The 26,341-nt window shown below is 69.7% G+C and carries 18 protein-coding genes; 9 read left to right on the top strand and 9 right to left on the bottom strand.

Going from position 1 to position 26,341, the window contains the following annotated elements:
• Window positions 1–36 precede the first annotated feature (36 nt).
• The 4 genes from V3328_RS14165 (at window position 37) to V3328_RS14150 (ending at window position 3,904) form a co-directional block, all read left to right on the top strand.
• Complete coding sequence (locus V3328_RS14165; protein ID WP_340330327.1) at window positions 37–783, top strand: FadR/GntR family transcriptional regulator; 747 nt, start codon at window positions 37–39, stop codon at window positions 781–783.
• Between the two features lie 80 nt (window positions 784–863).
• Window positions 864–1,760: a 4-hydroxy-tetrahydrodipicolinate synthase gene (gene dapA, locus V3328_RS14160; RefSeq protein ID WP_340330326.1), complete on the top strand. Its 897-nt coding sequence runs from the start codon at window positions 864–866 to the stop codon at window positions 1,758–1,760.
• A gap of 25 nt (window positions 1,761–1,785) precedes the next feature.
• Window positions 1,786–2,646, top strand: a complete 861-nt coding sequence (locus V3328_RS14155) for a fumarylacetoacetate hydrolase family protein (protein WP_340330325.1) — start codon at window positions 1,786–1,788, stop codon at window positions 2,644–2,646.
• 40 nt (window positions 2,647–2,686) lie between these two features.
• A complete protein-coding gene (locus V3328_RS14150) occupies window positions 2,687–3,904 on the top strand; it encodes a multidrug effflux MFS transporter (RefSeq protein WP_340330324.1) in 1,218 nt (405 codons plus the stop codon).
• A 7-nt stretch (window positions 3,905–3,911) separates the two neighbouring features.
• Here the strand turns inward: V3328_RS14150 and V3328_RS14145 are convergent, their stop codons facing one another.
• A complete protein-coding gene (locus tag V3328_RS14145) occupies window positions 3,912–6,077 on the bottom strand; it encodes a transglycosylase domain-containing protein (protein WP_340330323.1) in 2,166 nt (721 codons plus the stop codon).
• A gap of 382 nt (window positions 6,078–6,459) precedes the next feature.
• Here V3328_RS14145 and V3328_RS14140 point away from each other — a divergent pair, with 382 nt between their 5' ends.
• Together V3328_RS14140 and V3328_RS14135 are read left to right on the top strand one after the other, a co-directional pair.
• Window positions 6,460–7,308: an MBL fold metallo-hydrolase gene (locus tag V3328_RS14140; protein WP_340330322.1), complete on the top strand. Its 849-nt coding sequence runs from the start codon at window positions 6,460–6,462 to the stop codon at window positions 7,306–7,308.
• A gap of 116 nt (window positions 7,309–7,424) precedes the next feature.
• Complete coding sequence (locus tag V3328_RS14135) at window positions 7,425–8,711, top strand: glycosyltransferase family 39 protein (protein ID WP_340330321.1); 1,287 nt, start codon at window positions 7,425–7,427, stop codon at window positions 8,709–8,711.
• A 12-nt stretch (window positions 8,712–8,723) separates the two neighbouring features.
• Here V3328_RS14135 and V3328_RS14130 read toward each other — a convergent pair whose 3' ends face one another.
• The 5 genes from V3328_RS14130 to V3328_RS14110 form a co-directional block, all read right to left on the bottom strand.
• A complete protein-coding gene (locus V3328_RS14130) occupies window positions 8,724–9,164 on the bottom strand; it encodes a GtrA family protein (protein ID WP_340330320.1) in 441 nt (146 codons plus the stop codon).
• Window positions 9,164–10,675 carry a UbiA family prenyltransferase gene (locus tag V3328_RS14125; RefSeq protein ID WP_340330319.1) on the bottom strand — a complete coding sequence of 504 codons (1,512 nt, stop codon included), beginning with the start codon at window positions 10,673–10,675 and terminating at the stop codon, window positions 9,164–9,166. The genes V3328_RS14130 and V3328_RS14125 overlap by 1 nt, the downstream gene beginning before the upstream one ends.
• Window positions 10,676–10,810: 135 nt before the next feature.
• Window positions 10,811–12,937: a penicillin-binding protein 1C gene (gene pbpC, locus V3328_RS14120; protein ID WP_340330318.1), complete on the bottom strand. Its 2,127-nt coding sequence runs from the start codon at window positions 12,935–12,937 to the stop codon at window positions 10,811–10,813.
• Between the two features lie 385 nt (window positions 12,938–13,322).
• Window positions 13,323–18,875, bottom strand: coding sequence for an alpha-2-macroglobulin family protein (locus V3328_RS14115; RefSeq protein ID WP_340330317.1), 5,553 nt, complete (start codon window positions 18,873–18,875; stop codon window positions 13,323–13,325).
• Between the two features lie 283 nt (window positions 18,876–19,158).
• Window positions 19,159–20,262, bottom strand: coding sequence for a collagen-like domain-containing protein (locus V3328_RS14110; protein WP_340330316.1), 1,104 nt, complete (start codon window positions 20,260–20,262; stop codon window positions 19,159–19,161).
• A gap of 448 nt (window positions 20,263–20,710) precedes the next feature.
• Between V3328_RS14110 and V3328_RS14105 the strand changes: the two genes are divergently transcribed.
• The 3 genes from V3328_RS14105 (at window position 20,711) to V3328_RS14095 (ending at window position 23,390) form a co-directional block, all read left to right on the top strand.
• Entirely contained in the window at window positions 20,711–20,911 is a 201-nt protein-coding gene (locus tag V3328_RS14105) for a hypothetical protein (RefSeq protein ID WP_340330315.1), read from the top strand.
• A 141-nt stretch (window positions 20,912–21,052) separates the two neighbouring features.
• Window positions 21,053–22,177 (top strand): tryptophan 2,3-dioxygenase family protein, encoded by a 1,125-nt coding sequence (locus V3328_RS14100; protein ID WP_340330314.1) that lies wholly within the window; start codon window positions 21,053–21,055, stop codon window positions 22,175–22,177.
• A gap of 31 nt (window positions 22,178–22,208) precedes the next feature.
• A complete protein-coding gene (locus V3328_RS14095) occupies window positions 22,209–23,390 on the top strand; it encodes an aminotransferase class V-fold PLP-dependent enzyme (RefSeq protein WP_340330313.1) in 1,182 nt (393 codons plus the stop codon).
• 234 nt (window positions 23,391–23,624) lie between these two features.
• Here the strand turns inward: V3328_RS14095 and V3328_RS14090 are convergent, their stop codons facing one another.
• Genes V3328_RS14090 through V3328_RS14080 form a run of 3 tightly spaced genes read right to left on the bottom strand, consistent with a single transcriptional unit; the run spans window position 23,625 to window position 26,333 of the window.
• Complete coding sequence (locus tag V3328_RS14090) at window positions 23,625–24,377, bottom strand: ABC transporter ATP-binding protein (protein WP_340330446.1); 753 nt, start codon at window positions 24,375–24,377, stop codon at window positions 23,625–23,627.
• Window positions 24,378–24,382: 5 nt separating this feature from the next.
• Window positions 24,383–25,138 carry an ABC transporter ATP-binding protein gene (locus tag V3328_RS14085; RefSeq protein ID WP_340330312.1) on the bottom strand — a complete coding sequence of 252 codons (756 nt, stop codon included), beginning with the start codon at window positions 25,136–25,138 and terminating at the stop codon, window positions 24,383–24,385.
• Window positions 25,139–25,160: 22 nt separating this feature from the next.
• Window positions 25,161–26,333, bottom strand: a complete 1,173-nt coding sequence (locus tag V3328_RS14080) for a branched-chain amino acid ABC transporter permease (RefSeq protein WP_378758894.1) — start codon at window positions 26,331–26,333, stop codon at window positions 25,161–25,163.
• Window positions 26,334–26,341 lie beyond the last annotated feature (8 nt).

The raw sequence follows: 26,341 nt of genomic DNA, 5'->3' as shown, positions 1-26,341 counted from the left end.
CGCCCGTGACGGGCGAGCAATGACGATCGAACCGTGATGCCGACCACCTCGAGTGCCTTCCGGCCGCTGCGGCCGCCGCGCAACCTGACCAGCGAGCTGATCACCCGCCTCACCGACGAGATCACCGCGGGCAACCTTGCGCCCGGCACCAGGCTCCCCACCGAACAGGAGATGATGGCCACGTTCGGCGTCAGCCGCACGGTGGTGCGCGAGGCGATCGCCGTGCTGCGGGCCGAAGGCCTGGTCGAGACGCGGCAGGGATCGGGCGCCTTCGTCTCCGTCGATCCCGGCCGCAGGCCGTTCCGGATCGATCCCGAGGGACTGCAGTCGCTCGCCGAGGTGCTGAACGTCATGGAACTGCGCATCGCCGTGGAGAGCGAGGCGGCGGGGCTCGCCGCCGAGCGGCGCACCAAGGCGGACCTGGCCCGAATGGACCGGACGATCGCCGCCTTCCGCAAGGCGATCGAGCGCGGCGAGACGGCGGTAGACGCGGACTACGACTTCCACGCCGCCATCGGCCGGGCGACCGGAAACACCTACTTTTCGCAGTTCCTGGGCTTCCTCGGCCGCTTCATCATTCCGCGGCAGACGATCCACGTCGACGCCGAGGACGCCGATAGCCGCAGGCAATACCTGGAAGGCGTGCTGAAGGAGCACCTGGAGATCCGCCGGACCATCGGCGACGGCGAGATGATCGCCGCCCGCGCGGCGATGCGCACCCATCTCGAGCACGGCGTCCAGCGCTACAAGCGCCTGGCCGGCCAGTCCGCCGCGCGCCGCTAGGCTCCGATGACCTGCGGCGACTTGCGGGCACCGCACCGCCGGGCCATGGTGTGCCCCGCCGCGCCTGACAGGGACGCCACATGCCGCTGCCAGTTGATCGCCTGAAAGGCTCGATACCGCCGCTCGTCACGCCGTTTCGCGGCGGCGAGGTCGACCATGACGCCTATGCACGCCTGGTCGAGATGCAGGTCGAGGGCGGATCGCACGGGATGCTCGTCAACGGCACGACCTCCGAGCCTGCCTCGCTGACGACCGAGGAGCGGAACCGCACGGTCGACACCGCGGTCGCCGCCGCGGCCGGCCGCTTCCCCGTCGTCGCCGCGACCGGGTCGCAGTCGATCTGGGAAACCCGGCTGCTGACCGACCACGCGGTCGAGGCCGGCGCCGACGCCGTGCTGATCGTCACGCCCTACTACACGCGGCCGCCGCAGCGCGGCATGGTGGAATACTACCTGGAGGTCACCCGCGACGTCCCCGTCCCCTGGATGATCTATCACATCCCCGGCCGCACAGCCGTCTCGGTCACCCTCGACACGGTGCGGGAGCTGAAGGAGAAGTCGCCGACCTTCGTCGGCATGAAGCACGCCTCTCCGGACCTCGATTTCGTCTCCGACTGCCTGGCGGCGGTCGGCGAGGACTTCCGCATCTTCGTCGGCCTCGAGCACCTGTCCTTTCCGATGATGACGGTCGGCGCCTGCGGCCTGATGAACGCCGTCGGCAACATCCGGCCGACGGACCTCGCCGAACTCTGCGAAGCCGTCTGGGCGGGCGACCTGAAGGCGGGGCGCGCATTGCACCAGCGGCTCCACGAGATCAACAAGGCGGTGTTCTTCGACATCAATCCGATCCCGATGAAATATATGATGAAGCGTCTCGGCATCCTGCCGGACAACGAACACCGCCTGCCGATCGTGCCGGCGACGCCGGACCTGGAAGCGCGCCTCGACGAGGTGCTCGCCCGGGCCGGCATGATCTGAACCATCGCGATTCGAGGAACTGGCAATGCGACTTACCAGCTACAGGTCGGGCGACACGGTGTCCTGGGGCGGCGTCGTCGACGGCGGGATCGTCGATCTGCGCAAGCGACTGCCGGACTATCCGACCGTGCGCGCTTTGCTGGAGGACGATGGTTTCGATGATGCACGCGTTGCCCTCTACGGGGCGGATCCCGATGTCGGGCTCGACACGGTGACGCTGCTGCCGCCGGTAACCGATCCCGGAAAGATCATCTGCATCGGGGTCAACTACGCAAATCGCAATGCGGAGTATCGGGACGGGTCGCAGGAAGCCCCCTATCCCTCGATGTTCGTGCGCTTTCCGGGGTCCTTCGTCGGCCACCGCACGCCGATCGAGCGGCCGCCGGTCTCCGATCAACTCGACTACGAGGGCGAGATCGCGCTGGTGATCGGTACGCCCGGGCGGCGCATTCCCGCCGAGCGGGCGCTTGGCCACGTCGCCGGGGCGACGCTGGCCAACGAGGGCACCGTCCGCGACTGGGTGCGCCATGCCAAGTTCAACGTCACGCAAGGCAAGAACTTCGACCGATCCGGTGCGATCGGTCCGTGGCTGGTGACCGCCGACGAGATCGATCTCGCCGCGCCGCTGCGCCTGACGACGACCGTCAACGGCGAGGTCCGCCAGGATGATACCACCGACAGCATGATGTTCTCGTTCGCCCGGCTGATCGAGTACATCACCACCTTCACGACGCTGAAACCCGGCGACATGATCCTGACCGGCACTCCGACCGGCGCCGGCGCCCGCTTCGATCCGCCGCGCTGGCTCGTGCCCGGCGACGTCGTCGAGGTGACCGTCCCCGAGATCGGCACACTGACAAACGCCGTGATCGACGAACCGAAGTGACGAGGCTCCGCTCGCCGGACCGGCTTCCGTTCCCCCGGCCATGACCTTCAAGCGCGACACCTTCGCCCTGACGGCCCTGCTCGGCACGCTGACGGCGCTCGGGCCGCTGTCGACGGACATGTACCTGCCGTCACTGCCGTCGCTGACCGACAGGCTCGGCAGCACACCGGCCGAGGCTCAGCTGACCCTGTCGGCCTTCCTGTTCGGCTTTGCCTCCACCCAGATCTTCTACGGGCCTCTGTCGGACCGCTACGGCCGCAGGCCGGTGCTGCTTGCGGGTCTGGCGATCTTCATCGTGGCGAGCGCCCTGTGCGCGATGGCCGCATCGATGCCGCTGCTGATCGCCGCCCGTTTCCTGCAGGCCGTCGGTGCGTCGGGGCCGATCGTACTGGCCCGCGCGGTGGCCCGCGACCTCTATTCCGGCCGTCGCGCCGGCCAGGAACTTGCGCTGATGGCGACCATCATGGGGATCGTCCCGACGCTGGCGCCGACGCTGGGCGGCGTCATGGAGATCTTCTTCGGCTGGCGGTCGAGCTTCATCCTCACCGTGGCGCTCGGCCTGCTGCTGTTCGTTCTGGTCGCATTGCGGCTGCCGGAAACGCTGCCGAAGAGCGCCCTCGACCCGCCGACACCGCTCGGCATGATCAGGATCTTCGCTCGACTGGTGCGCCACCGGCAGTTCGTCGTCTACGTGTCGATGGTCTGCCTGTGCTACGCGACGGTGTTCACCTTCATCTCGGTCTCCTCCTACGTGCTGCAGGGCCAGTACGGGCTGACGCCGCTCGCCTTCGGCGTCTCCTTCGGCCTGTGCAGCCTCGGCTACATCTGCGGGACGCTGCTCGGCCGCAAGGTCACCGGCCTGTACGGGATCGACGCCGGGATCGCGCTCGGCGCCAGCCTGATGAGCGTCGGCGGCGCGGCGGTGGTGTTCTTCGTCGTCACCGACCTCGGCGGCGTCTACGCGGTGGTCGCGGCTTCCGCCGTCGCCTTCGCCGGCGTCGGCAGCGCGCTCGCCCAGTCGATGGCCGGCACGCTGATGCCGTTCCCGGAGAACGCCGGCGCCGCCTCGTCGCTGATGGGGGTGTGCCAGATGACGTCGGCGGCGCTGATGGGCGTGTTCGTGGCGGCGGTCATGGACGCCGGCGTGTTCGCCGACCAGGCGCTGCCGCTGGCGCTCGCCATGGCCGGGCTCGGCGGCCTGACCCTTGCCGTGTTCCTGGCAAGCCGCCGCACCCGCAAGTCCGGCATCACCGACTGACCCGGATTCAGCCCCCGAACAGGCGCTTGAAGAAGCCGTTCTGGCCGAACAGGCCGTTGCGGGCCGGCGCCTGCGCCGCCGGGCGCACCTGCGCGCTCGGATCGTAGCCGGCGGTCTGGCTCGCCGGGTCCTGCATCCACGGCTGCGTCTCGCCGGAGGCGACCATCGGCTCGTTGCCGCGCGGCTGGTAGTCGCCGGGCAGGTCGGCCATCGCCAGGCCCTCGTGCGCCTCGGCCATGAACGCGTGCCAGATCTCCGCCGGCAGGCTGCCGCCGGTCACCTTCTTGGTCGGTGTGCCGTCGTCGTTGCCGAGCCAGACGCCGGCGACGAGATAGGCGGTGTAGCCGATGAACCAGGCGTTCTTGTACTCCTGGCTGGTGCCGGTCTTGCCGGCGGCCGGCCACTGGTCGAAGCCGGCGCGGCGGCCGGTGCCGTCGGCGACCGTCTGCTTCAGCATGTAGTTCATCTCGCCGACGGCGTAGGGCGAGACCACCTGGCCCGGCCCGTCGCCGCTGCGCTCGTAGAGAAGTTCGCCCTCGGTCGTGCGGATCCGTCGGATCACGTAGGGCACCACGCCGTAGCCACCGCTGGCGAACGGCACGTAGGCGCTGACCAGCTCGAGCGGCGTCACCTCCGAGGTGCCCAGCGCGATCGACATGTTGTTGGGGATCTCGGAGCGGATGCCGAGGCGGTGGGCGGCCTCGATCACCCGCTCGGTGCCGAGTTCCGCCGTCAGCTTGACGGCCACCGTGTTGATCGAATCCTTCAGGCCCTCGGTCAGCGTGACCGGGCCGCGGTATTTGTTGGAATAGTTGCCGGGCGACCAGTCGCCGAAGCTGACGGGAATGTCGTTGCGCATCGTCTCCGGCGTCAGCCCGGCTTCCATCGCGGCGAGGTAGACGAAGGTCTTGAACGACGAGCCCGGCTGCCGCTTTGCCTTGATGGCGCGGTTGAACTGGCTCTTGACATAGTTGCGGCCGCCGATGATGGCCCGCACCGCGCCGCTGGTGTCCATGGCCACCAGCGCGCCCTCGGAAACGCCCTTCTCGGCGCCCTGCTCGTCGAGCACCCTGACTAGCGCCGCCTCCGCGGAGTTCTGCATGCGCATGTCGATGGTGGTGTCGACGACGATGTCGGAGCGGACCTCGCCGATGAACGAGGGCACCTGCTCCCAGACCCAGTCGGCCACGTATCCTGCCGCCTCGCCCGGCGTCTGCGGCCGCATCTCGGCGCCGCTGATCAGCGCCAGCTTGGCGTCGTCGTCCGATATGAAGCCGGCGTCGACCATGGCGCTGATGACGGTCTGGGCGCGCTCTTCCGCCAGGTCCGGGTTGGCGGTCGGCGCATAACGCGACGGCGCCTTCAACAGGCCGGCGATGGTGGCCGCCTCCGCCAGCGTCACCTCGCGCGCCGACTTGCCGTAGTAGGTCCGCGCCGCCGCCTCGACGCCGGTCGCGCCGCCGCCGAGATAGACGCGGTTGAGATACATCTCGAGGATCTCGTCCTTCGAGTACTTGTGCTCAAGCCACAGCGCCAGCAGCACCTCCTGCACCTTGCGGCGAATGGTGCGCTCTGGCTTCAGGAACAGGTTCTTGGCGAGCTGCTGGGTGATCGTCGAGCCGCCCTGGCGGACGCCGCCGGCGGTGAAGTTGACGAACACGGCGCGGGCTAGGCCGACCGGGTCGATGCCGAAATGGGAATAGAACCGCCGGTCCTCGATCGCCATCACGGCCTGCGGCAGGTAGGGCGGCAGCTCGAACAGGCGCACCGCCTCGCCGCCGGTCTCGCCGCGGTTGCCGAGCACGGTCCCGTCCGCGGCGACGACCATCACGTTGGCCGGCCGCTCCGGCACCGCCAGTTCCTCGGGCGGCGGCAGCGTCATCGCGAAATAGCCGATGACGCCCATCACGCCGATCAGCGCCCACAGGCCGAGCACGAAGCCGAGATAGACCAGCCGTCCGATCGTCCGGCCGATCCCACCGCCTTTGCCGCGGCGGCGCTTGGCCGGCTTGCGCGGTCTGGCGCGTCGGCTGGACGCCGGCGCCTTGGCACTCTTCGTCCCGGTCTTCACCGAAGCCTTTCGCGCCGGCTTGGCCCGCGATTTCGGCTTGGCCGGCTGCACCGGACCGCCGCCTACCCGATCCTCGGGTCGCAGTCTCAGATCGGGGCTCATGTCGTAAGGCTCTTCCGCGTGTCGGCCACCCGCCTCGGTCGCGCGCGGCTGTGTTCCGGTTTCCGATTGCCACCCGCCGGGTGCGGGCGTGGCTGGCCGCATACGCAATACCCTGAACGGCGGCCAACCGGCGCCCGCGAAAAGGCAAAGTAAATCCGGCTACTTAAGGGCGGGTTAAGGATAAGATCGTGGCAGGATGGGCGGTCGGGCCCGCCGTTGCACTGGCGCCACAGGCCTTGCCGCCGATGCCGCCTCCGGCTGCGATCACGACCATTTCAAAAGCGCGACGATGGCAGAAACGTCCGCAGCATGACACACTTTCCGGCAACCGGAGCGCCGACTGCCGGCGTCCACCTGCCCGGCATCCACACGGGAGAAGCCGATGCGTCTCGTTCGCCCGTTCGTCTGCGTCGCCCTGCGCCCGACCGTCGGGATCGTCCTGGCGGGCCTCCTCGCCGCGTTGCCGGCCGCTCCGGCCAGTGCCCAGGATGTCGAGCCCGAGCGCTGTCCCAGATTGATCGCCTACGATCCGCCGCGCGTCGTTCCGGCCGCCTTCCGGCTCGTTCAGGCCGAGGCCGGCAGTGACGTCCGGCTGACCTATGTCGGCCACTCGACCTTCCTGATCGAGAGCCCCGCCGGCGTCACTATCGCCACCGACTACAACGACATGGTCCGGCCGACGGTGGTGCCGCGCATCGCGACGATGAACATCGCCCATTCCAGCCACCATTCCTACAACCCGGACCCTGGCATCGAGCACCTGCTGCCCGGCTGGAAGCGCGACGGCGAGCCGGCGAAGTGGGAGCTGACGGTCGACGACGTCTGGTTGCGCAATGTCACCACCAACATCCGCGGCGGCTTCGCCGAGACCGAGCGCGACGCCAACTCGATGTTCGTGTTTGAGGTCGCCGGCCTCTGCATCCTGCACCTCGGCCATCTCCACCACGTGCTCACCGGGGATCACCTTAAGGCGCTCGGCCGCATAGACGTGGTCCTGGCGCCGGTCGACGGCAGCTATACGCTCGACGTCGAGGGCATGATCGAGACGCTGCAGGACCTGCAGGCGCCGCTGATCATCCCGATGCACTATTTCGGCTCCTCCACGCTCAACCGGTTTCTGGTGCGGATGGGCGCGCAGTACGAGGTGGTGCTCAGCGATACGCCGTCGGTGGTCGTCTCGCGCGATTCGCTTCCCGTCCTGCCGACGGTCCTGGTGCTGCCGGGATACTGATCGCCGCTGGACCGCAGTTTCCGGGTTTCTGGCAAAGCAATCGAAAGGTTTGGCGCGATAGGGTGCGCGCAGTCGCGGTCCGCGGGGTGGCCGGCGACCCGGCAGCGGAGCACGACATGGCCGACACGACGGAACGGACCGCATCGCCTTCGGCGCTTGCCGGCAGACCGCCGCACGACGACCTCCTCGCCGGCCGCGGTATGGTCCTGCTCGCGGTTGCGGGGCTGCTCGCCGCCATTCTCCTGGCCGGCCTGCTGCTGCGGGCGCTGACCGAGCCGGGCGATACCAATTCCTACGCACCACTTGCCGACGCGTTCCTGCACGGGCGCCTGGACATCACCGGCTGCGTCGACGTCGACTGCGCGATCCACGACGGCAGGACCTGGGTGATCTTCCCGCCCCTGCCGGCGGTTCTGGCGATGCCGTTCGTGGCGATGTTCGGCCCCGGCTTCGCCGGCTTCATCGCGCTGGCGCTGGTTGCCACGGCCGTTTCGCTGTGGATGTGGTGGCGCATCTTCGGTCGGCTGTCGCTCGACCGGCCGGCGGCGATCTGGCTGCTGCTTGCTCTCGCCTTCGGGACGCCGCTCTACTACGTCACCATCCGCGGCGACGGGGTCTGGTTCTTCGCCCAGTCGACGGCGTTCCTGCTGGTCACCTTCGCGATCCACCAGACCCTGCGGGGCAGTACGCTCTGGCTTGCCGGCCTCGCCATCGGGCTGGCGTTTCTCAGCCGGCAGATGTCGCTGTTCTACCTGCCGTTCCTGTTCGTCCTGGCGCTGAGAACCGACGAGCCGCTGATCTCGCTGCGCTGGCCGCACTGGCGCCGCGCGCTGGCGCTCGGTTTGCCCGTCGCCGCGGCGCTCGCCGTCTACTTTCTCTACAACTATGCCCGCTTCGGCGATCCGCTCGACACCGGCTACGGCTACATGATGCCGCCCGGGCCGGACGACAGGACCATGGTCGACGACCGGCTCGACCGGTACGGCCTGTTCTCCTCGGCCTACCTGCTGTTCAACGTCATGTACCTGTTCGTGCAGGGCTTCCACCTGGAGTTCGCCGGCCCGACCATGACGGTGCCGCAGATGCTGGATTCCGCCGGCACCTCGCTGCTCGCCGCCAGCCCCTTCGTCCTGCTCGCGGTCTTCGCGCCGCTGAGGCGGCCGGTCGCGATCGGCGTCCTGACGATCTTGATCATCGCTGTGCCGATCCTGTTCTACCATTCCAACGGCTTCACCCAGTACAATGCCCAGCGCTACGTGCTCGACTGGCTGCCCGTCCTGCTCGTCATCCTCGCCTTCGCGCTGCGCCGCGCGCACCTGCTGCCGGCGCTGCAGGTGCTGGTGACCTACGCGATCGGACTGAACGTCGTGACCATGGTGATGCTGGCGCTGACCGCGACCTGACGCGCCCGACGCTCAGGCGACGGCGTCCTTTCCCGGATCGATCCGGAAGGTCACGAACTTGTGGCCGAGGAAGTTTGCCGCGGCGCCGACGCCGATCGCGATGCCGTGCCCGGTGGCGAGGGGCATGAACGCGTAGCCGACCGCCGGAAACACGACCTCCACCAGCGCAATTGCGACCGACCAGACCACCACCGCGCCGAACGCGTTGACCAGCAGGAAGATCGCGATCTGCGGTCCGAGCGCCCGGTTCGAGCCCGGAAACACGTAGGCCCGGTAGAGCGTGAAGCCGGCGCTCATGCCGATCGCGTAGGCGACCAGGATCGCCCAGGAGAACGGCAGGACCATCGACAGGGGAAACCGCATCAGCCAGTTGATCGCCGCCGCCAGTCCGCCGAGCAGCAGGAACCGGACGATCTGGTTGTCGAGTCCGGCGCGCAGAAGCCCCGCCGGCATCACGCGCCCAGCCCGAACCAGGCCGCCAGGAACGCCGCCGCCATGACCGCGCCCAATGCCACGCTGGCTCGGTCGCGCACCGCGAAGGCGACGGGATCGTCGTTGAGCTCGCCGCGCTGGCAGAGCAGCCAGATCCGGCCGATCCACAGGAACAGCACCGGCGGAAATGCCCACAGCCACACGGAGTTCTGGTAGAGCCCCGCCTGGAAGGCGTCGTTGATCAGGTACAGCACCATGATCATCACCGCCGCCAGGCCGCTGGACACCCCCATCGCCAGGATCAGCGGGCCGTCGCTCGACAGGTAGCCGCGGCCGGCGACCTTGCGCTCGCCGAGAGTCGCCATGCGCTCGATCTCGGTATGGCGCTTGGCGAAGGACAGCGACGAGAACAGGAACATCGAGAAGACCAGCAGCCAGGGCGACACGACGACCTGGGCGGCGGTGATGCCGAGTCCGAGGCGCAGCGTGAACAGCACCGCCAGCGTGAAGGCGTCGAGGATCGGCTGGCGCTTCAGACTCATCGAGTAGGCGACCGTGAGGAGCAGATAGGCCAGCAGGATGACGACTGCGATCGCGCCGATCAGGGCGCCGAGCCCGAAGCTCAGGAGGAACCCAACCGGCAGCGCGGCGATCGCGTAGAGCACCGGCAGGCGCCCGCTGGCCAGCGGTCTGTGCCGCTTCGACCAGTGCAGCCGGTCCTCGGGCAGGTCGAACAGGTCGTTCAGCAGGTAGGTGGTCGACGCCAGTATGCTGATCGCCACGAAGGCGATCAGGGCGTTTACCCAGGCGGCCGGATCGGCCAGGTGCCCGCCCAGGATCAGCGGCGCGAAGACCAGCGCGTTCTTGGCCCACTGGTGCGGCCTTGCCGCCTTGGCGAATGCCCGCGCAACGCTCTTCCGGGGAAACACGGCCTCGACCGGACCCGCCTGCCGGGCATCGCGTTCAACCGAGCCCCGCGCCTCGACGATGACGACCGACTTGGCGCGCCGCCAGACCGCCAGGTCGGCGGCGGAATCGCCCGCGTAGGCGAAGCCGTCCGGATACAGTTCGGCGAGCTTGTCCGCCTTCGCGGCGCCCTTGATGTTGGTGACGCCGTCGCTGGCGACCACCTTGTCGATGAAGGGAAAGCGCCGCGCGATCGCCGAGGCGAGGAACACGTCGGCCGCCGTCGCCAGGACTACGGTCCGGCCGTTTGCCTTCGCCTCGGTGGCGAAGGCGGCGAGTTCCTCGTTTACCGGCAGGAAGTCGACATCGACGCTCACGCGCTCGGCGAGCTTGCGCTTGACTGCGGCGCGGCCCTCCAGCAGCCAGCGCGCCAGCACGAAGATCCGGAGCGGATTTCGGCGCACATAGGCGAGGGCGGTCTCGTGCAGCAGGTCGCAGCGGATCAGGCTGCCGTCGAGGTCGAGCACCAGCGGCGTGTCCGGCCCAGTCGCCTCGGCCCCGGTCCCCGCCTGGGCCACGGCAATGTCGGGGCTCGCCGGCGGAGCCGGGCGGGAGTGCGTTGTCATGCGGACGCTGGTGTTCGAAGTCGTTGTGGCCACGGATCGAACGTTAACAGAGGGATACGGCGCCCGAAATGCAAATGAACTCTGCGCAATATGTTAACGGCGCCGCGTCCGCCGGTGACGAACGCAGTGGTGCCGTCACTCCAGGAACACCGTGACGCTCGCCGCGCGTCCGTCCGCGTCGACCACCGAGACGGTCGAGAACCCGGCGCCGTCAGGCTGCCACCTGGCGTCGCGCCGGCGCTGCGAGGTGTCGATCGGCGCGCCGTTGGCGAACCACTGGAACGGGGGGCGGCCGCCGTCGAGCTTGACCACCAGCGGCCGCGGCCGGCCCGACCCGTCGGTGTCGACCGCGACCCGCGCCCCGTCGGGCGGATAGACGATCGCCGGCGCCGGATCTGCCCCGGCCCCGCCCCCGTGCCCGGCCATCACCTCGCCCGGAGCGAACCGCTTCAGCGCCGGCGGCAGGTCGGCGGCTCCTGCCAGCAGCGTCCCCTTCGGCGGCGGCGGCAACGGCACCCGCCTGCCGCCGACGGCACTCGCCGCCAGCCGCTCGAAGGCGTCGAACAGGATCGGTGCGGCGGTGAGGCGCCCCGACAGGCCGGACACCGGGGCGCCGTCGGGCCGGCCGACCCAGACGCCGATCACGTGGCGGCCGTCGTAGCCGACCGACCAGGCGTCGCGGTAGCCGTAGGACGTGCCGGTCTTGTAGGCGAAGCCGCCATGCGCGCGGCCGGCCGGCGGCGGCGTGCCGTCGATGACGTCGGAGACCAGCCAGGCGGCGCGGGCGTCGAGAAACTCGCCCTTCGGCCGGGCGGCGGGCGCGAGATCGCGGTGCAGCCGCACCGGCGCGCCGCCACTGGCAAGGCCGGCGAACAGCGTGACGACGTCGTCGAGCGTCATGCCGGCGCCGCCGAGCCCGACCGGCAGGCTCGCCGCCTCGCCCTTCGGCAGCACCGGCTCGACGCCGGCCCGCCTGAGCCGCGCCATCAGCCGCGCCGGTCCCACCGCGTCGAGCAGCCGGATCGCCGGCACGTTGAGCGACATCTGCAGCGCCTCGCGCACGCTGACCGTGCCCTGGTAGCCGAAGTCGAAGTTGCGCGGCCGGTAGCCGCCAAAGCTCGCCGGCCGGTCTTCGATCAGCGTCTCGGGATGCGCCAGCCCGGCCTCGAAGGCGAGCCCGTAGATCAGCGGCTTCAGCGTCGAGCCGGGCGAGCGGATCGCACGCACCATGTCGACCTGGCCGGCGCGCATGTCGTCGAAGAAATCCGACGATCCGACCTCGGCCAGCACCTCGCCGCTGGAATGATCGGCAACCAGGATCGCCACCGACATCCGGTCGCCGAGCGGCCTTGCCGCCTCGGAGGCGAGGCCTTCAAGCGCCGTCTGCAGACCGGCCTCGAGGCTGACCTGCCAACCGTTGGCCTCAGGCATGCTGATCGAAAGCAGGCGGGCCAGGTGCGGCGCGTGGTTGGGCATGTCGGCGCGCACCGTCGGGATCCTTGCGGCGAGCGCCGGGCCGAGTTCGTCGGCCTCGATCGCGCCGGCCGCGACGAGGCGGTCGAGCACCCGGTCGCGCGCCGCCTGCGCTGCGCCGGCGTCGCGATCCGGGCGCCGCGCCTCGGGCGACTGCGGCAGCGCCACCAGCAGCGCCGCCTCGGCGAGGCTGAGCTTGCGCGGCTCGTGGCCGAAATAGGCGAGCGCCGCCGCCCTGATGCCTTCCAGGTTGCCGCCGTAGGGCGCCAGCGTCAGGTACCGCTCCAGGATCTCCGGCTTGGAGAAGGCGAGGTCGAGCCGGATCGCGTCGCGGATCTGGACAAGCTTGTCGGCGATCGTGCGGTCCGGCCGCGGCGCCAGCAGCCGGGCGAGCTGCATGGTCAGCGTCGAGCCGCCCGAGACGATACGCCCGTGCGCCGCGACCTGCCAGGCCGCGCGCAGCAGCGCCAGCGGATCGACGCCCGGATGGTCGGCGAACCGCCGGTCCTCGTAGGCGAGCAGCATCTCCACGAAGCGCGGGTCGATGCTGGCCAGGTCAGCCTGCAGCCGCCAGCGCCCGTCGGCGATCGCGAACGGCCTGAGCAGCACCCCGTCGCGGTCGCGCAATTCCCGCGACGTCTCGATCGCCCGGGCCCGCTCGACCACCGCGGAGCCTTCGCGCGCCGTCAGGAAGCCGCCGGTTACGGCGATCGCCGCGACCACCACCCACGCCGTGAGTACGCCGGCGATCGCGGAGACGGGCGAGCGTGTGCGGGACGGAGAGGTCATCGGCCGACCCGCCGGTGCCAATGGGGCCCGTCAATTCCGTCCCCCGCGAGGCCCTCATGGTGCCGAGGGCGGCATCGCCGCCCGTCTCGAACCATGAGGGCGGGCGCATTGCTCCGGCGCTGGCCGTTCCCAGCTACCCTTCGAGACGCGGCTGCGCCGCTCCTCGGGATAAGGGTTGAGTGAGTGGAGAGGCCCGGGTGGATGCGGCCCCGCCGTACCGTGCGGCCCCTGGGTCCCGGCTCAGGGCCGGGACGTCGTCTCTGCTTTGCGGCCTGTCCGGTGCACAACGGCAGCCCACCCCGCAGCCTAAGCCCCGGACATGATCCGGGGCCCAGCGCGACGCTTGCCTGCGGCGCATCGATCGAGGCGGCCGCCCTCATCGGCCTCAGGGCCGCGGGCCCAGCACCTGCGTGCGCGACGTCTCGCCGCGGGCGGTGAGATAGGGCCGGTACATGTCCTCCACATAGGCCGGCGGATGCACGTAGTCGCCCGGCGTCACCGCGCGCACCACGTAGGCCAGCGTGAAGGAGGGGTCGGAGTTGCCGTCGCGCTCGAAGGCGGCGACGAAGCGGTCGTCGCGGAACTCGACATGGGCCGGGTTGACGTCGTCGGGCAGCCACGGAAAGGCGGCCAGATCGGCGCTGTCGACGAGGTTCGGGTTGTCGATCTCGAAACCCGCCGGCAGCATGTCGACGACCAGCACGCTGCTCGGCCACGAATTGTGCTCGGCGACCTCGATGACAGCCACCATCCGCGCGTTCTGGCCGACCTCGCCGACGGAAACCGAGTTGCCGTCGAGGTCGAAATAGGTGCGCGAGATGGTGAAGCCGTTGGCTTCCGGGCCGCGTGGCTCGCTCGGCACGCCGCTCACCGTGATCACCGCGTCGACGGCACTGTCGGAGCGGTTGGTGACCGTCACCGGCTGCCCGTCGAGGCGCTCTCCCGAGAAGCGGCGCATCAGGTTGCCGTCCACGGCCACGCCGTTCTCCTCCAGCCGGAGATCGCCGGCCTCGTTGATCAGCGCGTTCGCCGCCATCAGCATCCAGCCGTCCTCCTGGGTGGAGGTGTAGGTGCGGCCGGCGCGCTCGGCGTCGACGATGCGGATCAGCGCCGGGATCGGTTCGGCGCCGGCGCCGCTTTCGGCGACCAGCGTCAGCGTCGCCGCCCCGTCGCGCAGCCGCGAGCCGTAGTCGGAGCGCTGGCCGTCGCTGTCGCCGTCGTCCTGCAGGGCGTAGAGCGCCGCGGCGAACGCCTGGCGCGCCCGCTCGTTCTCGCCGTAGAAGGCGAGCGCCGCGCCGAGCTGCGCCCGGGCGAGCGGGGAGGCGAAGTTCTCCAGCTGTGTGTCGACGTAGTAGCGCAGGTCGGAGATCGCCGCGCGCCGGTTGCGGGCCAGCACGTAGAGCGCATAGGCGATCTCGCTGCCCTGGGTGTCGACGCTGTCGGTGTAGCCGAGTGCGTTCGACAGGTTGTCGAGCGCCTGGCCGAAGGCGAGCTCCGGCACCGCGTGGCCTGCTTCCCGCGCCCGTGTCAGGAACTCGGTCACGTAGGAGTCGAGCCACAGGTCGCCGCCGCCCGGGTTCCACATGCCGAAGCCGCCCGACGAGGACTGCTTCGCCAGCACCCCGGCGATCGCCTTGTCGACCCTTTCGCGCAGCTCCGGTTCGGTCCCCAGGCCCAGTTGCTGGGCGACCGACGACAGGTACAGGAGCGGCATGCCGCGGCTGGTAAGCTGTTCGGCGCAGCCGTACGGATAGCGGTCGAGCGCGGCCATGATGGACGGCACGTCGAGGGTGCCCGCCCGGGTGATCGACAGGTTGACGAAGCCGGAGCCTGCGATCCTGTCGGCGACCAGCGATCCGTCGAGCGTCAGGCTGGCGCCGGGAATGAGCGAGACGACGCGCCGGTCGGTGACCGGTGGCTCGGCGCCACGCACGCCGATGTTGAGGCTCTGGGAGATCGTCATCCCGTCGGCGTGCACCAGCCGCACGGTGATCCGGTCCTGGCCGATCCGGGTGCCGGTCAGCGGGATCGAGATCGCGGTGCGCTCCTGCTGCGCGAGGTTGAGCATGTTTGCGGGTTCCGGCGGCCCGGTGCGCACGATGCCGGCGCTGTCGACCTCGATGCGCCAGGCGCCGGCGGGGCCGTCGGTGTTGTCGATGTCGACGCGCAGTTGGGACTGGTCGGCCGGCGCCAGGAAGCGCGGCAGCGCGGAGACCAGCACCACCGGGTCGCGAACGATCACGTCGGCGCTGCCGTGGCCGACGCTGGAGGCGGTCCAGGCGACCGCCATCACCCGAAGCGTGCCGTTGAACTCGGGCACGTCGAAGCTGACCGTGGCCTTGCCCTCGGCGTCGGCGGTGACGATGCCGGAGAACAGCGACACCGGTTCCTGCGTCGGCGGCGAGCCGTCCATGCCGAGACCCGCCTCGCCGCCGCCCGAGCGCAGCCGGCCGGTCTCGCCGGTCAGGCCGTCGATCAGCTGGCCGTAGATGTCGCGCATCTCCATGGCGAGCTTGCGCTGGCCGTAATACCAGTCCTCCGGCGCCGGCGGCTCGTAGTGGGTCAGGTTGAGGATCCCGACGTCGACGGCGGCGACCGTCAGGTAGGCCTGCTCGCCGGGCGTCAGGCCCTCGACCGCCGCCGGCACCGCCATCGTCTCGCGCGGCCGGGCGATGTCGGGCAGCTCGAGCGAGACCGCCAGGGTCCGGTCGGCCGTGTCGACCTCGAGCCAGGTCAGCCCGACGGCGCGCGTCGGCATTCGCGAGGCGCTGCCGCCGGCCATCGGACGGATCACCGTCGCCGTGACGTAGGCGCCCGGCGACCAGTCTTCGCCGACCGTCAGCTCTATCGTGGTGCCGCCTTCCTGAACGTCGATCTCGCGGGTTTCCAGCAAGCCTTCGGCGACGACGTTGACGATGGCCTTGCCGGAAAAGCGCGGCGCGATGGTCACCGTGGCGGTGTCGCCGACCCGGTATTCCGGCTTGTCGAGGCTCAGTTCGAGCGTGTCGGGACTGTCGGCGCTGCTGGTCTCGACATACCAGCCGGCGGTGAAGGACACGCTGGTCACCGGTCCGGCCGCCTCGGCGGAGGCGACCTCGAGGCGGTAGCGGCCCCAGTCGACGTCGGCCGCGATGCGCGCCGGCTGGTCGGCGGCGACGTCGATCGTGCCGTCGGCGACGCGCGTCGTGTAGGTCACCGCTTCATGGTTCCAGCGCCCGTCGGTGCGGTACCACTGGAAATTGCGTTCGATGCGCACGAGCTCCCAGCGCAGGTTCTGCACGGCGACGCGCCGGCCGTCGGCGCCGACCACGATCACCTCGAACGGCGCGCTGGTGCGCTCGGCGACCGTGTCGTCGGAAAACAGCGGCCTGACGCCGATCATCGGACCGGTCTGCTCGACCGGCAGCTCCAGCGACCGCTCGACCGCCCGGCCGCCGCTCTCGCGCATCCTGACGTCGATGCGCGCCGACATCGGCCGCGTCGTCTCCGGCAGCGCCGGCGTAACGACGTCGAACGTCGCCTTGCCGTCCGCGTCGGTGCGCGGCAGCCCGGCCAGCGTCTCGCGGACCGGCGTCACCTCCTCGTCGTCGAGGCCGAACCGATAGCCGGGCCAGTCCGGCAGGTTCGAGGCCGGGCTGACGGTGATGTCGCCCTCCAGCCGCAGGTCGGCTGCCGGCGCGCCGTACAGGAACCGTCCGTCGACGCTCATTTCGACGGGCCGGAACGCTGGCAGCGCCGTCGCGGCGCTGGTCAGGTCGAACTCGATGCGGTCCGGCACGAAGTCCTCGACGAGGAACTCGATCTCGGAGATCGGATCGCCCTTCGGATCGGAATAGGCGGCGGCCGTCCAGGTGCCGCGCATCGCCGAGCCGATCATCGGCAGGTTGAAGACGTGGCCGCCGAGCTCGTCCTGGCGGCTGACGAAGCGCCGGTCCTCGACGCCGTCGGGGCGCGTCAGCACCATGGTCAGCGGCACCCCGGTGACGGCGTCGGCGGTGTCGTCGCGCACCAGCGCCGTCAGGTAGACGGTCTCGCCGGGCCGGTAGACGCCGCGCTCGGTATATATGAACACGTCGAGCGGACCCGGCGCCGGTCGACCGGCGACGCCGCGGTCGGTCAGGTCGAAGCCGGAGCGGGTCAGGTCGACGAAGGTGAAGTCGGCACTCTCGCCCTGCGCCGCCAGCACGCCGGGCGCCAGACCGCCGGTGCCGCGCGTCAGGCCGGCGCCGAAGCTGGCATAGCCGGCCGCGTCGGTCACCGTCTCGCCGAGCACCTGGTTGTTGCGGGCGATGAGCTGGACCTCGACTCCGGCGAGCGCCTCGGCCGTCTCCAGCGAGCGGGCGAAGACGTGCAGCCCGTCGCCGCCCATCAGCGTCGCAAGGCCGATGTCGGAGACGATGAACCACTGCGTCGCCAGTGGCTCCCAGTACTCCTGCTCGCCCTCGGTCGCCTTCGCCGTCAGCACGTAGACGCCGGGCCGGCGTTCCGGCAGCGCCTCGTCGACCGGGAAGATGGTGGTGACCTCCTTGTTCAGGGTGTCGCCGGAACCCTCCGCGACATCGAGCGTGCCGGTCCACAGCTGCTCGCCGGTCTCCTCGACGATCTGCTCGGCGTCCCATTGGTCGAGCTGGCGCAGGAACGGCCCGTCCCCGACCGCCCGGGCGAGGCCGCGCTCGCCGATCCGGTAGAGCGCAACGTCCACAGACGGCGTGTTGATCGTCACCGCCGGGATGCCCTTCGAGCCGACCCGCGGCAGCACGAAGCTCGACCCCGAGAACCGCACCGAGGGGCCGCGGTCGCGCACGTAGATCTCGAACTCCGAGGCCTGCTCCAGCGTCTCGTCGACCACCGAGGGGATGCCGGCGCGCACCGTGACGCGGTAGCGCTCGCCGTGGCTGACCCCGTCGATGCAGAGCTGCTCGCCCGACGCCGTCACCGCCGGCGGCGTCGCGCCGTCGAGCGTCACATAGGGGGTGAAGTCGAACCGGCCCGCCTCCAGTTCCTCGGAGAACTGCACGCAGATGCGCGGGCTCGCCGCGTCGGCGTCGACGGTGTAGTCGACGATGCGGAAGCCGTGCTCCTGGTGCAGCACGTCGAAGGCGTCGCGCACCGACTGCGAATCGACCAGCGCCAGACTCGCCTTGTAGGCCTGCAGCGCCGGCCGGAACAGATCCTTCGTCTCCAGCGCCCTGGCCAGTTCGGCATAGGCCTGGGCGCGCACCTCGGTATTCTTCGCCCGCCTCACCGCCTCGATCGCCGACGACACGGCGTCGTCGCTGAGCTGGTAGCGGTCGGAACTGTCGGACGGCGAGATCGCCTGGATCGCCCGGCTCAGGTCGAGCCAGACCTGGCCGTCGGACGGCTGCAGCGAAGCCGCGGCCTGGAAGCTGCGGGCGGCGGTATCGGCATCGCCGCGGTTCAGCGCGTCGAGGCCGCGCGCCGTCAGCATCGCGAAATCGCCGGCCGGCGCCTGGCGCGCCTTGATGCGGGCGACGTAGCGGCCGGATTCCTCGACCAGCCAGTCGGCCACGAAGGACAGGTCCGGCCTCGGCATGTCCTCGACGCGCGTCGAGACCTCGACCACCTTGCCGGCGACCGCGCCGGCAAAGCTGTTGAGCGGCCCGACGTCGTTCTTCAGGAAGCACCACTGCGCCGAGGTGTTGTAGGTGAACGCCTTGCAGGAGGTGTCGTTGATGCAGGCCGTCTCGCACGCCCCGAGCGTGACCTCCTTCAGCGTCTGGTAGTCGTGGCCGTAGTAGTCGCCGTCGTCGACGGGAACGATGCGGCGCTCGGTCGTCTGCACCCCTGACTGGCTGTCTGTCTGGCCCACTGTCTGGCCAGCCGACTGGGCGCCTGCGGCCCCGGCCATCATTCCCAGGACCAGTGCCGGCAAGAGTGCGACGAGCAGCGCTGCGTGCGGGACGCGGATGAATGCCATGGGTGTCTCCTCGGACAATCGGTTCGACGCCGGCGCCCCCGGCGGTCTGCAACCTGGATGGGTTGCGGTCCTATCGCGACCTGACCTGCCGGCAGCATATTGACTCGTTGCCGACGCAACGTCCATCGGCCCGCACGCCCGAATAGTGCCCATCCCATCGTGCCGCCGGGCTGCGGCTGGCCGGATCGCGCCGAAAGGCAGCCTGCCCGAACGCAGAAGCCCCAACGCAGACGGGCGGAGCGCCCTGGCGCCCCGCCCGCGATGGTTGGTTCGATGGTCGGAGCTAGTCGTTCGTCACCATGATCCAGCCGGCGACGTTGTGGTTGTTGCCTTCCAGCGCGTCGGTGTTGCCGAGCAGCGTCGGATCGGCGCAGAACCCGATCGTGAACTCGCCGCCCGTCGCGAACACCCGCGAGGCGCTCGCGGCATAGGGCGTCGGCAGCAGCCTCAGGAAGCCGCGTAGCGGGTCGGTGGAGAACCGCTCGATCGATCCGCCCGAGGTCGACCGGTAGCAGAGATCATAGTCGACGAAGAGCCCCGGCAGGTCGAGCGCGAGGCCGAGGATAGCGGTGGCCGATCCGGTGACCCGCTGGCCGTCGTCGACCGTGACCGTCACCGTGTCGCCGATGAACCGGTTGCCGAATATCGAGCCGTCGACGTCGCCCACCTCACCCTGGAAGTTCAGGATCTCGACCACGCCGGCCGGTCCCTGGGGACCGGTTGCTCCGGTCGGTCCCTGAGGCCCGATCGGCCCGGTCGCGCCCGTCGCGCCGGTCGGCCCCTGGGGTCCGGTCGGACCTTGCGGGCCCTCGGGCCCGGCCGGTCCCTGGGCGCCGGTGGCGCCCTGCGGTCCCTGGGGACCCTCCGGACCCGCAGGACCCTCCGGTCCCGTGGCACCTTCCGGACCGGTGGCACCGCGCTTGCCGCGCTTGCCGCGCGGGCCCTGTTCCCCCTGCGGGCCTTCGGGCCCCTGCGGCCCCTCCGCTCCGTCGGCGCCGGTCTTGCCCTGCTTGCCGCGCGGCCCTTCGGGTCCCTGCGGCCCGGCCGGGCCTTCGGGGCCCTCCGGTCCGCAGAACTGGACGAGCGCCTGCTGCTTGTCCTTGCCGGACTTCAGCGTCACCTCGCAGCCCTCGGGCCAGTAGACCTCCTGGAAGTAGAAGATCCGCGCCGCGTTGGAGCGGGTCCGGAACTTGCCGTCCAGCACCACCTTCTGGCCGGGGGCCCTCGTCAGGCCCACGACGATCAGTTCGCCCGCCGAGATCGCCGAATAGACGACGACGAAATCCTTGCTCGTCCGCGCCTGGTCGATGCCGAAGGCGATATCCGGATTCGCCGCGATCAGGTCGTCGAGCCCGCTTGCCGCGCCGGCGTGTCCGGCGCCCGACATCGTTAGGCAGATCGCGCAAACGCCTCCCAGGGCCGCACGTCGCGTGCCGGCCAGTCCGAAAACCCGCATTTTCTGAACCCTTCCGTTTCCCCGCACATCGAACGCCGGTATGGCTTCGCCCCGCCCGGCCGCCCGTCGCGTGCGTTCCTGTTGCCCCTGAAAATACCCTTGTGTTTCAATACAAAAGGTTTCGCCCGCCCAGTGCGGGTCGCCGCCCGGGTGCCCTCCTGCCCCCGAATCGGCCACCCCCATACTACGCAATACAATGCTGCTTGTCGGTTAACAATTGACGGAAGGTCACAATCGGCAGACTGCCCGGCCTGCGTCCTGTCACAGATGCATGGACAGCGGCCCGCGGATGTGGTCTTTGCAAAGGTGCCGGCAGCACTATCTTAACCTGTCGGCGCGACGATCGGATCCGGCGCTTGGTATCGGGAGGAGGCCTCTTATGCGTTTCAAGTCAGCGTTCACCGCTTTTGCCCTTGTGGCATCGGCCGCATTGATGACGGCGTGCAGCGGCGGCGGTGGCGTGTCGCAGCTCGAATATGCGCCTCCGACCGCCTTCAACCCGAGTTCCGGCCTGTCGCCCGACCTGACCAATCCCAACGCGCTGCCCGGCCCCGCTGCCCCTCCGTTCAATCCGTGGTGAACGGACTCCCGACCGGCTGACGCGGCCGCGCCGGCCTCTCGCGACGCCCTTGCCTGAGCGCTCCCGTCGTACCATCCTCGGGCGGCCGGCCCGGCAGATCCGATCCGGGGGGCCGGCTCCCGCCAGACAGGTCAGGCGCCGATGACGATCGACCCGAAATCCTATGCCGGATACCTCCAGCTGGAGACGCTGCTCGCCAGCCAGAAGCCGGTGAGCGCGGCGGTCGGCCGGCCGGCCCACGACGAGCACCTGTTCATCATCGTGCACCAGGTGTACGAACTCTGGTTCAAGCAGGTGCTCTACGAGCTCGACCGGGTCGAGGCGATCTTCGCCGGTCCCTGGGTCGAGGACCGCGACGTCGCGGCGGCGGCGGCGGGCCTTGCCCGCGTCGTCGAGATCCTCAAGCTCGGCGTCCGCCAGATCGACCTGCTGGAGACGATGACGCCGCTCGATTTTCTCGATTTCCGCGACCTGCTGTTCACCGGCTCCGGCTTCCAGAGCCTGCAGTTCCGCGAGATCGAGGTGCGCCTCGGCCTGAAGCGAGAGAACCGTCTGCGGTTCGACGACCAGCCCTTCGAGCACCGCCTCATCGAACCCGAGCAGACCCGCATCCGCGACGTCGAGGCGAGGCCGAGCCTGTTTGACATGGTCGAGGCCTGGCTCGGCCGGGTGCCGTTCCTGGAGACCGCCGGCTGGCAGTTCCAGGAGGCCTACCGGTCGGCCGTCACCGCCGGCGTCAGGGAGGAGATCGCCAGGATCTCCGACAACCCGACGCTCGGCGACAGGCAGCGCGAGGGGCAGGTCGCGGCGCTCGAGGAGGAACTCGGCCGCTTCGAGGCGCTGTTCTCCTCGTCGCCGAAGGACCGCGCCACGCCGGCCCCTGGCTGGCGCATGGCCCGCGGCGCGGTGCTCGCCGCCCTGTTCATCAACCTCTACCGCGACGAGCCGGCGCTGCAGGTGCCGTTCCGCTTCCTCAGCCACATCATGGACATCGACGAGACGCTGACCACATGGCGCTTCCGCCACGCCCAGATGGTCGAGCGGATGATCGGCCGCAAGGTCGGCACCGGCGGCTCCTCCGGCCACAGCTACCTGAACCGGACCGTCGAGCAGCACCGCATCTTCTCCGACCTGTTCGCGCTGGCGACTTTCCTGATGCCGCGCGCCGCGCGTCCCGACCTGCCCGAGGCGCTGCGCCGCCGCATGGCGCTCGCCTACGCGCCCGTCAACGGGCAAGACGGCGCGCCGGACGCGCGGTCCGCCTGACCCGTCCGTCGATCCGGCCCGCACGCAGCCCATGAGCCACGCCCGCCACTTTTCCCGGTTCCTTGCGGCCGATCCCGGCCGGTTGCATCTCGCCGCCCACAGCCACCACGGCTGGCCCGACGTCACCGAGGCCGGCCAGCGGCAGGCCTGGCTGGACGCCATCACGCTGGCCGACCGAAAGTGGGACAAGGTGTTCGGCGAGGTCGTGCCGGCCTTCCAGGTCCATGTCGCACGTCGCCTCGCGCTGTCGGATCCCGCCACGATCGCGGTCGCGCCCAATACCTTCGACTTCGTCCGCCGCCTGCTGTCCTGCCTGCCGCCCCGGCCGGGCGAGAACCGGCCGGCCCGGATCCTCACCACCGACGCCGAGTTCCATTCCTTCGCCCGCCAGACGGCGCGGCTGGAGGAGGACGGCAGGCTTAAGGTGACCAGGATTGCCGCCGAACCGTTCGACAGCTTTCCCGCCCGCTTCGCCGAGGCCGCCGGGCAGGGCGGCCACGACCTGGTCTTCGTCAGCCAGGTGTTCTTCGATTCGGGCTACGTTGTGGAGGACCTCGCCGGGCTGGTCGGCGCGGTGCGCGGCGAGGAGACGCTCGTCGTCGTCGACGGCTATCACGGTTTCATGGCGCTGCCGACCGACCTGTCGGCGATCGGGAACCGCGCCTTCTATCTGGCCGGCGGCTACAAGTATGCGATGTCCGGCGAGGGCGCCTGTTTCATGCACTGCCCGCCGGGCTACGCGCCGCGGCCGCCCGACACCGGCTGGTATGCCGCCTTCGGCGCGCTGGCGGGCGATGCCGGCAGCGTCGCCTACGCCCCCGACGGCGGCCGCTTCCTCGGCGCCACCTTCGATCCGAGCGGCCTCTACCGGTTCAACGCGGTGATGGACTGGCTCGACGGCCTCGACCTCCAGGTCGATGCGATCGACGCGCATGTGAGGTCGGTCATGACCGTCTTCCTCGCGGCGCTGGAGCGCCGGCCCGTCGCCGGTCTCGATCCTGCCGCACTGTTGCGCCGGCCGGGCGTGGATGCCACCGGCCATTTCCTGACCTTCCGTACGCCGCAGGCCGGCAGCCTGCAGGAACGGATGATGGCGGCGAATGTCGTCGCCGACCACCGCCGCGACCGCCTTCGCCTCGGCTTCGCGCTCTACCACGAGCCCGCCGACGCCGACGCCTACCTCGCTCGGATTGCCGCCGCGCTGGACGACTGACGGCGGCTGCGGCAGGAAGGGCGGGCTTCGTGTTGACCCGCAACGCGTCCCGCTCCGTCACCGCCGCAAGTCATTCCTCATTCGACCTGTCGTCGCGCCCAGTATAGGATCAGACGCGGGGAATGGCTTTCCCCTGTGGTACAGCCGTGCCGCCCTTCCGACGTAAATCCCGGCTCTCGTGCCGGGCCCGACACAGGAAGACCCGGCGAGCCGCCGGGCGGGGTTGCGGCAGTCTCAAATCGCCAGGTATTCCTGCCTGAGCTCGGCGTTGTCGAGCACCGCCTGGGCGGTGCCGTCGAAGACCACGTTGCCCATGTCGAGGATGATCGCCCGGTCGGCCAGGTTGAGCGCCGCGATGGCGTTCTGCTCGACGATGATGGTGGTCAGGCCGAGCGACTTGATCTCGTGGAGGATCCGCTCGATCTCCTGGACGATCACCGGGGCCAGGCCCTCGTAGGGCTCGTCGAGCAGCAGCAGCTTGACGTCGCGGGCGAGCGCCCGGGCGACGGCCAGCATCTGCTGCTCGCCGCCCGACAGGGTGACGCCCTCCTGGCGCCGCCGCTCGGCCAGACGGGGGAAATGCTCGTAGAGCCGCTCCAGCGGCCAGCCCTTCGGTTCGGCTATCTGGGCGAGCTGCAGGTTCTCCTCGACGGTCAGGCCGGCGATGATGCGCCGGTCTTCCGGCACCAGGCCGATGCCGGCGCGCGAGGCCTGGAACGCCGACATCCGGTGGATGGCGTCGCCGTCGAGAAAGATCTCGCCGCTCTTGAGTTCGGGCTGCCCGGCGCGCGCGATGGTGCGCAGGGTGGAGGTCTTGCCGGCGCCGTTGCGTCCGAGCAGGGCGACGATCTCGCTCTTGCGGACAGAAAACCCGACCCCCTGCACGATATAGCTTTCGCCGTAATAGGCGTGCAGGTCGGTGCAGGCGAAATAGGTCTCGGCGCCAGCCTCGAGCGGCGTGTTCGGTTGGGTCTCGGTGACAGTCATCACGTTCACAGGTGCGCTCCCCCCAGGTAGGCTTCCTGCACCTTCGGATTTCCCTTGATCTCTGCGGGAAGACCTTCGGCGATCACCGTGCCCTGCGCAAGCACGGATATCTTGTGGGCCAGCGAGAACACGACGTGCATGTCGTGCTCGATGACGATCTTGGTGATCTTCCGCTCGCCGATGCGCTTGAGCAGGTCGATCGTGTTGTTGGTGTCGGCGCGCGACATCCCCGCCGTCGGCTCGTCGAGCAGCAGCAGCTTGGGATCCTGCACCAGGCACATCGCCAGCTCCAGACGCCGCTTGTCGCCGCGCGACAGGCTGCCGGCCAGCATGTCCTTCTTCTCGATCAGGTCGACGTCCTCGAGGATGTGCTCGGACTTCTCGCGGATCTCCTTCTCGCCGGTCACGATGTTCCAGGCGTTGAGCCGGAACGCCCCGTCGCGATGGGCGAAGGCGGGGATCATGATGTTCTCGATCAGGCTCAGCTCCTCGAAGATCTCCGGCGTCTGGAAGACCCGCGAGACCCCCGCCTGGTTGATCTCGTGCGGCTTGATGCCGAGCAGCGAGCGGCCGTTGAAGGTGACCGCGCCGGTATCCGGCACCAGCCGCCCGACGAAGCAGTTGAGAAGGGTCGACTTGCCCGCCCCGTTCGGCCCGATGATGGCATGCACGGCGCCCTCCTCGACCTCGAGGTTGACGTTGTCGAGGGCCTGGAGCCCGCCGAAGCGCTTGTTGACGTCGGTTACCTGAAGGATGCTCATCGCGATCTGTCCCCGCCCCGGCTCATTCGGCGGGCGCGGGCACGGCGCCCGCGTCGCCCTTCCGCGCGCCCCGTTGCTCGGCGCCGCTGCCCGGCCCGCGCCGGAACAGCGTCCCGATCCGCCTGATCCCCTCCATGATGCCGCCGGGCAGGAAGATGACGATCAGCATGAACAGCACGCCGAGGGTGAGCTGCCAGCCCTCCCCGACGAACAGGCCGGAGATCGAGGCCGCGACATCCTGCAGACCCTCCGGCAGGAAGGAGAAGAAGTTGTGCAGGGTGGCGTCGTTGAAGGCGGAGAAGATGTTCTCGAAGTACTTGATGATCGCCGCCCCGAGCACCGGCCCGATCAGCGTCCCGGCGCCACCCAGGATGGTCATCAGCACGACCTCGCCTGAGGCGGTCCACTGCATGCGCTCTGCGCCGGCCAGCGGGTCCGTCACCGCCAGCAGGCCGCCGGCGAGACCGGCATACATGCCGGAGATGATGAAGGCGGCCAGCGTGTAGGGCCGCGAGCTGAGGCCGGTGTAATTCATCCGGTTCTGGTTGGACTTGACCGCCTTGAGCATCATGCCGAACGGCGAATGGGTGATCCGGATCGCCACGTAGAAGGCGATGATCAGCATGACCGCGCAGAAGTAGAAGCCGGCATATCCGTGGAGCTCGAAGCCGAACACGCGTGCCAGCAGTACGCCGTCGCCCTGGTTGACGCCGAACAGGTGGTCGAGGAGGCGCGGGTCGCTGCGCAGCACCCTGAGGCCGGTCTCGCCGTTGGTGATCGGCGTGAGCACCGAATAGGCCAGGTTGTAGGCCATCTGCGCGAAGGCCAGCGTCAGGATGGAGAAGTAGATGCCGGTGCGCCTGAGGCTGATGTAGCCGATCGCCAGCGCGAAGACGCCGGAAAAGACGATGCTCATCAGGATCGCGGGGATGGCGTTCATGCCGAGCAGCTTGAAGGTCCACACCGCGGTGTAGGAGCCGACTCCGAGAAACGCGGCGTGGCCGAAGGAGAGGTAGCCGGTGAGGCCGAACAGGATGTTGAAGCCGACCGCGAAGATGCCGAAGATCGCGAACTTCTGCATCAGGTCCGGATAGGCGGCGCCGATCGGCGCCAGCCAGACCGGCATGGTCAGAACCGCCGCCGAGAAGACGGCGATCAGCGCGTAGTCGCGGCCGGGAGAGATACGTTCGATCATGACGCGCT

It is taken from the genome of Microbaculum marinum, from assembly GCF_037855135.1.
Classification (GTDB): Bacteria; Pseudomonadota; Alphaproteobacteria; order Rhizobiales; family Tepidamorphaceae; genus Microbaculum; species Microbaculum marinum.
Note: the sequence above shows the minus strand (reverse complement) of the source record. Positions and strands in the feature narration are given on the sequence as shown.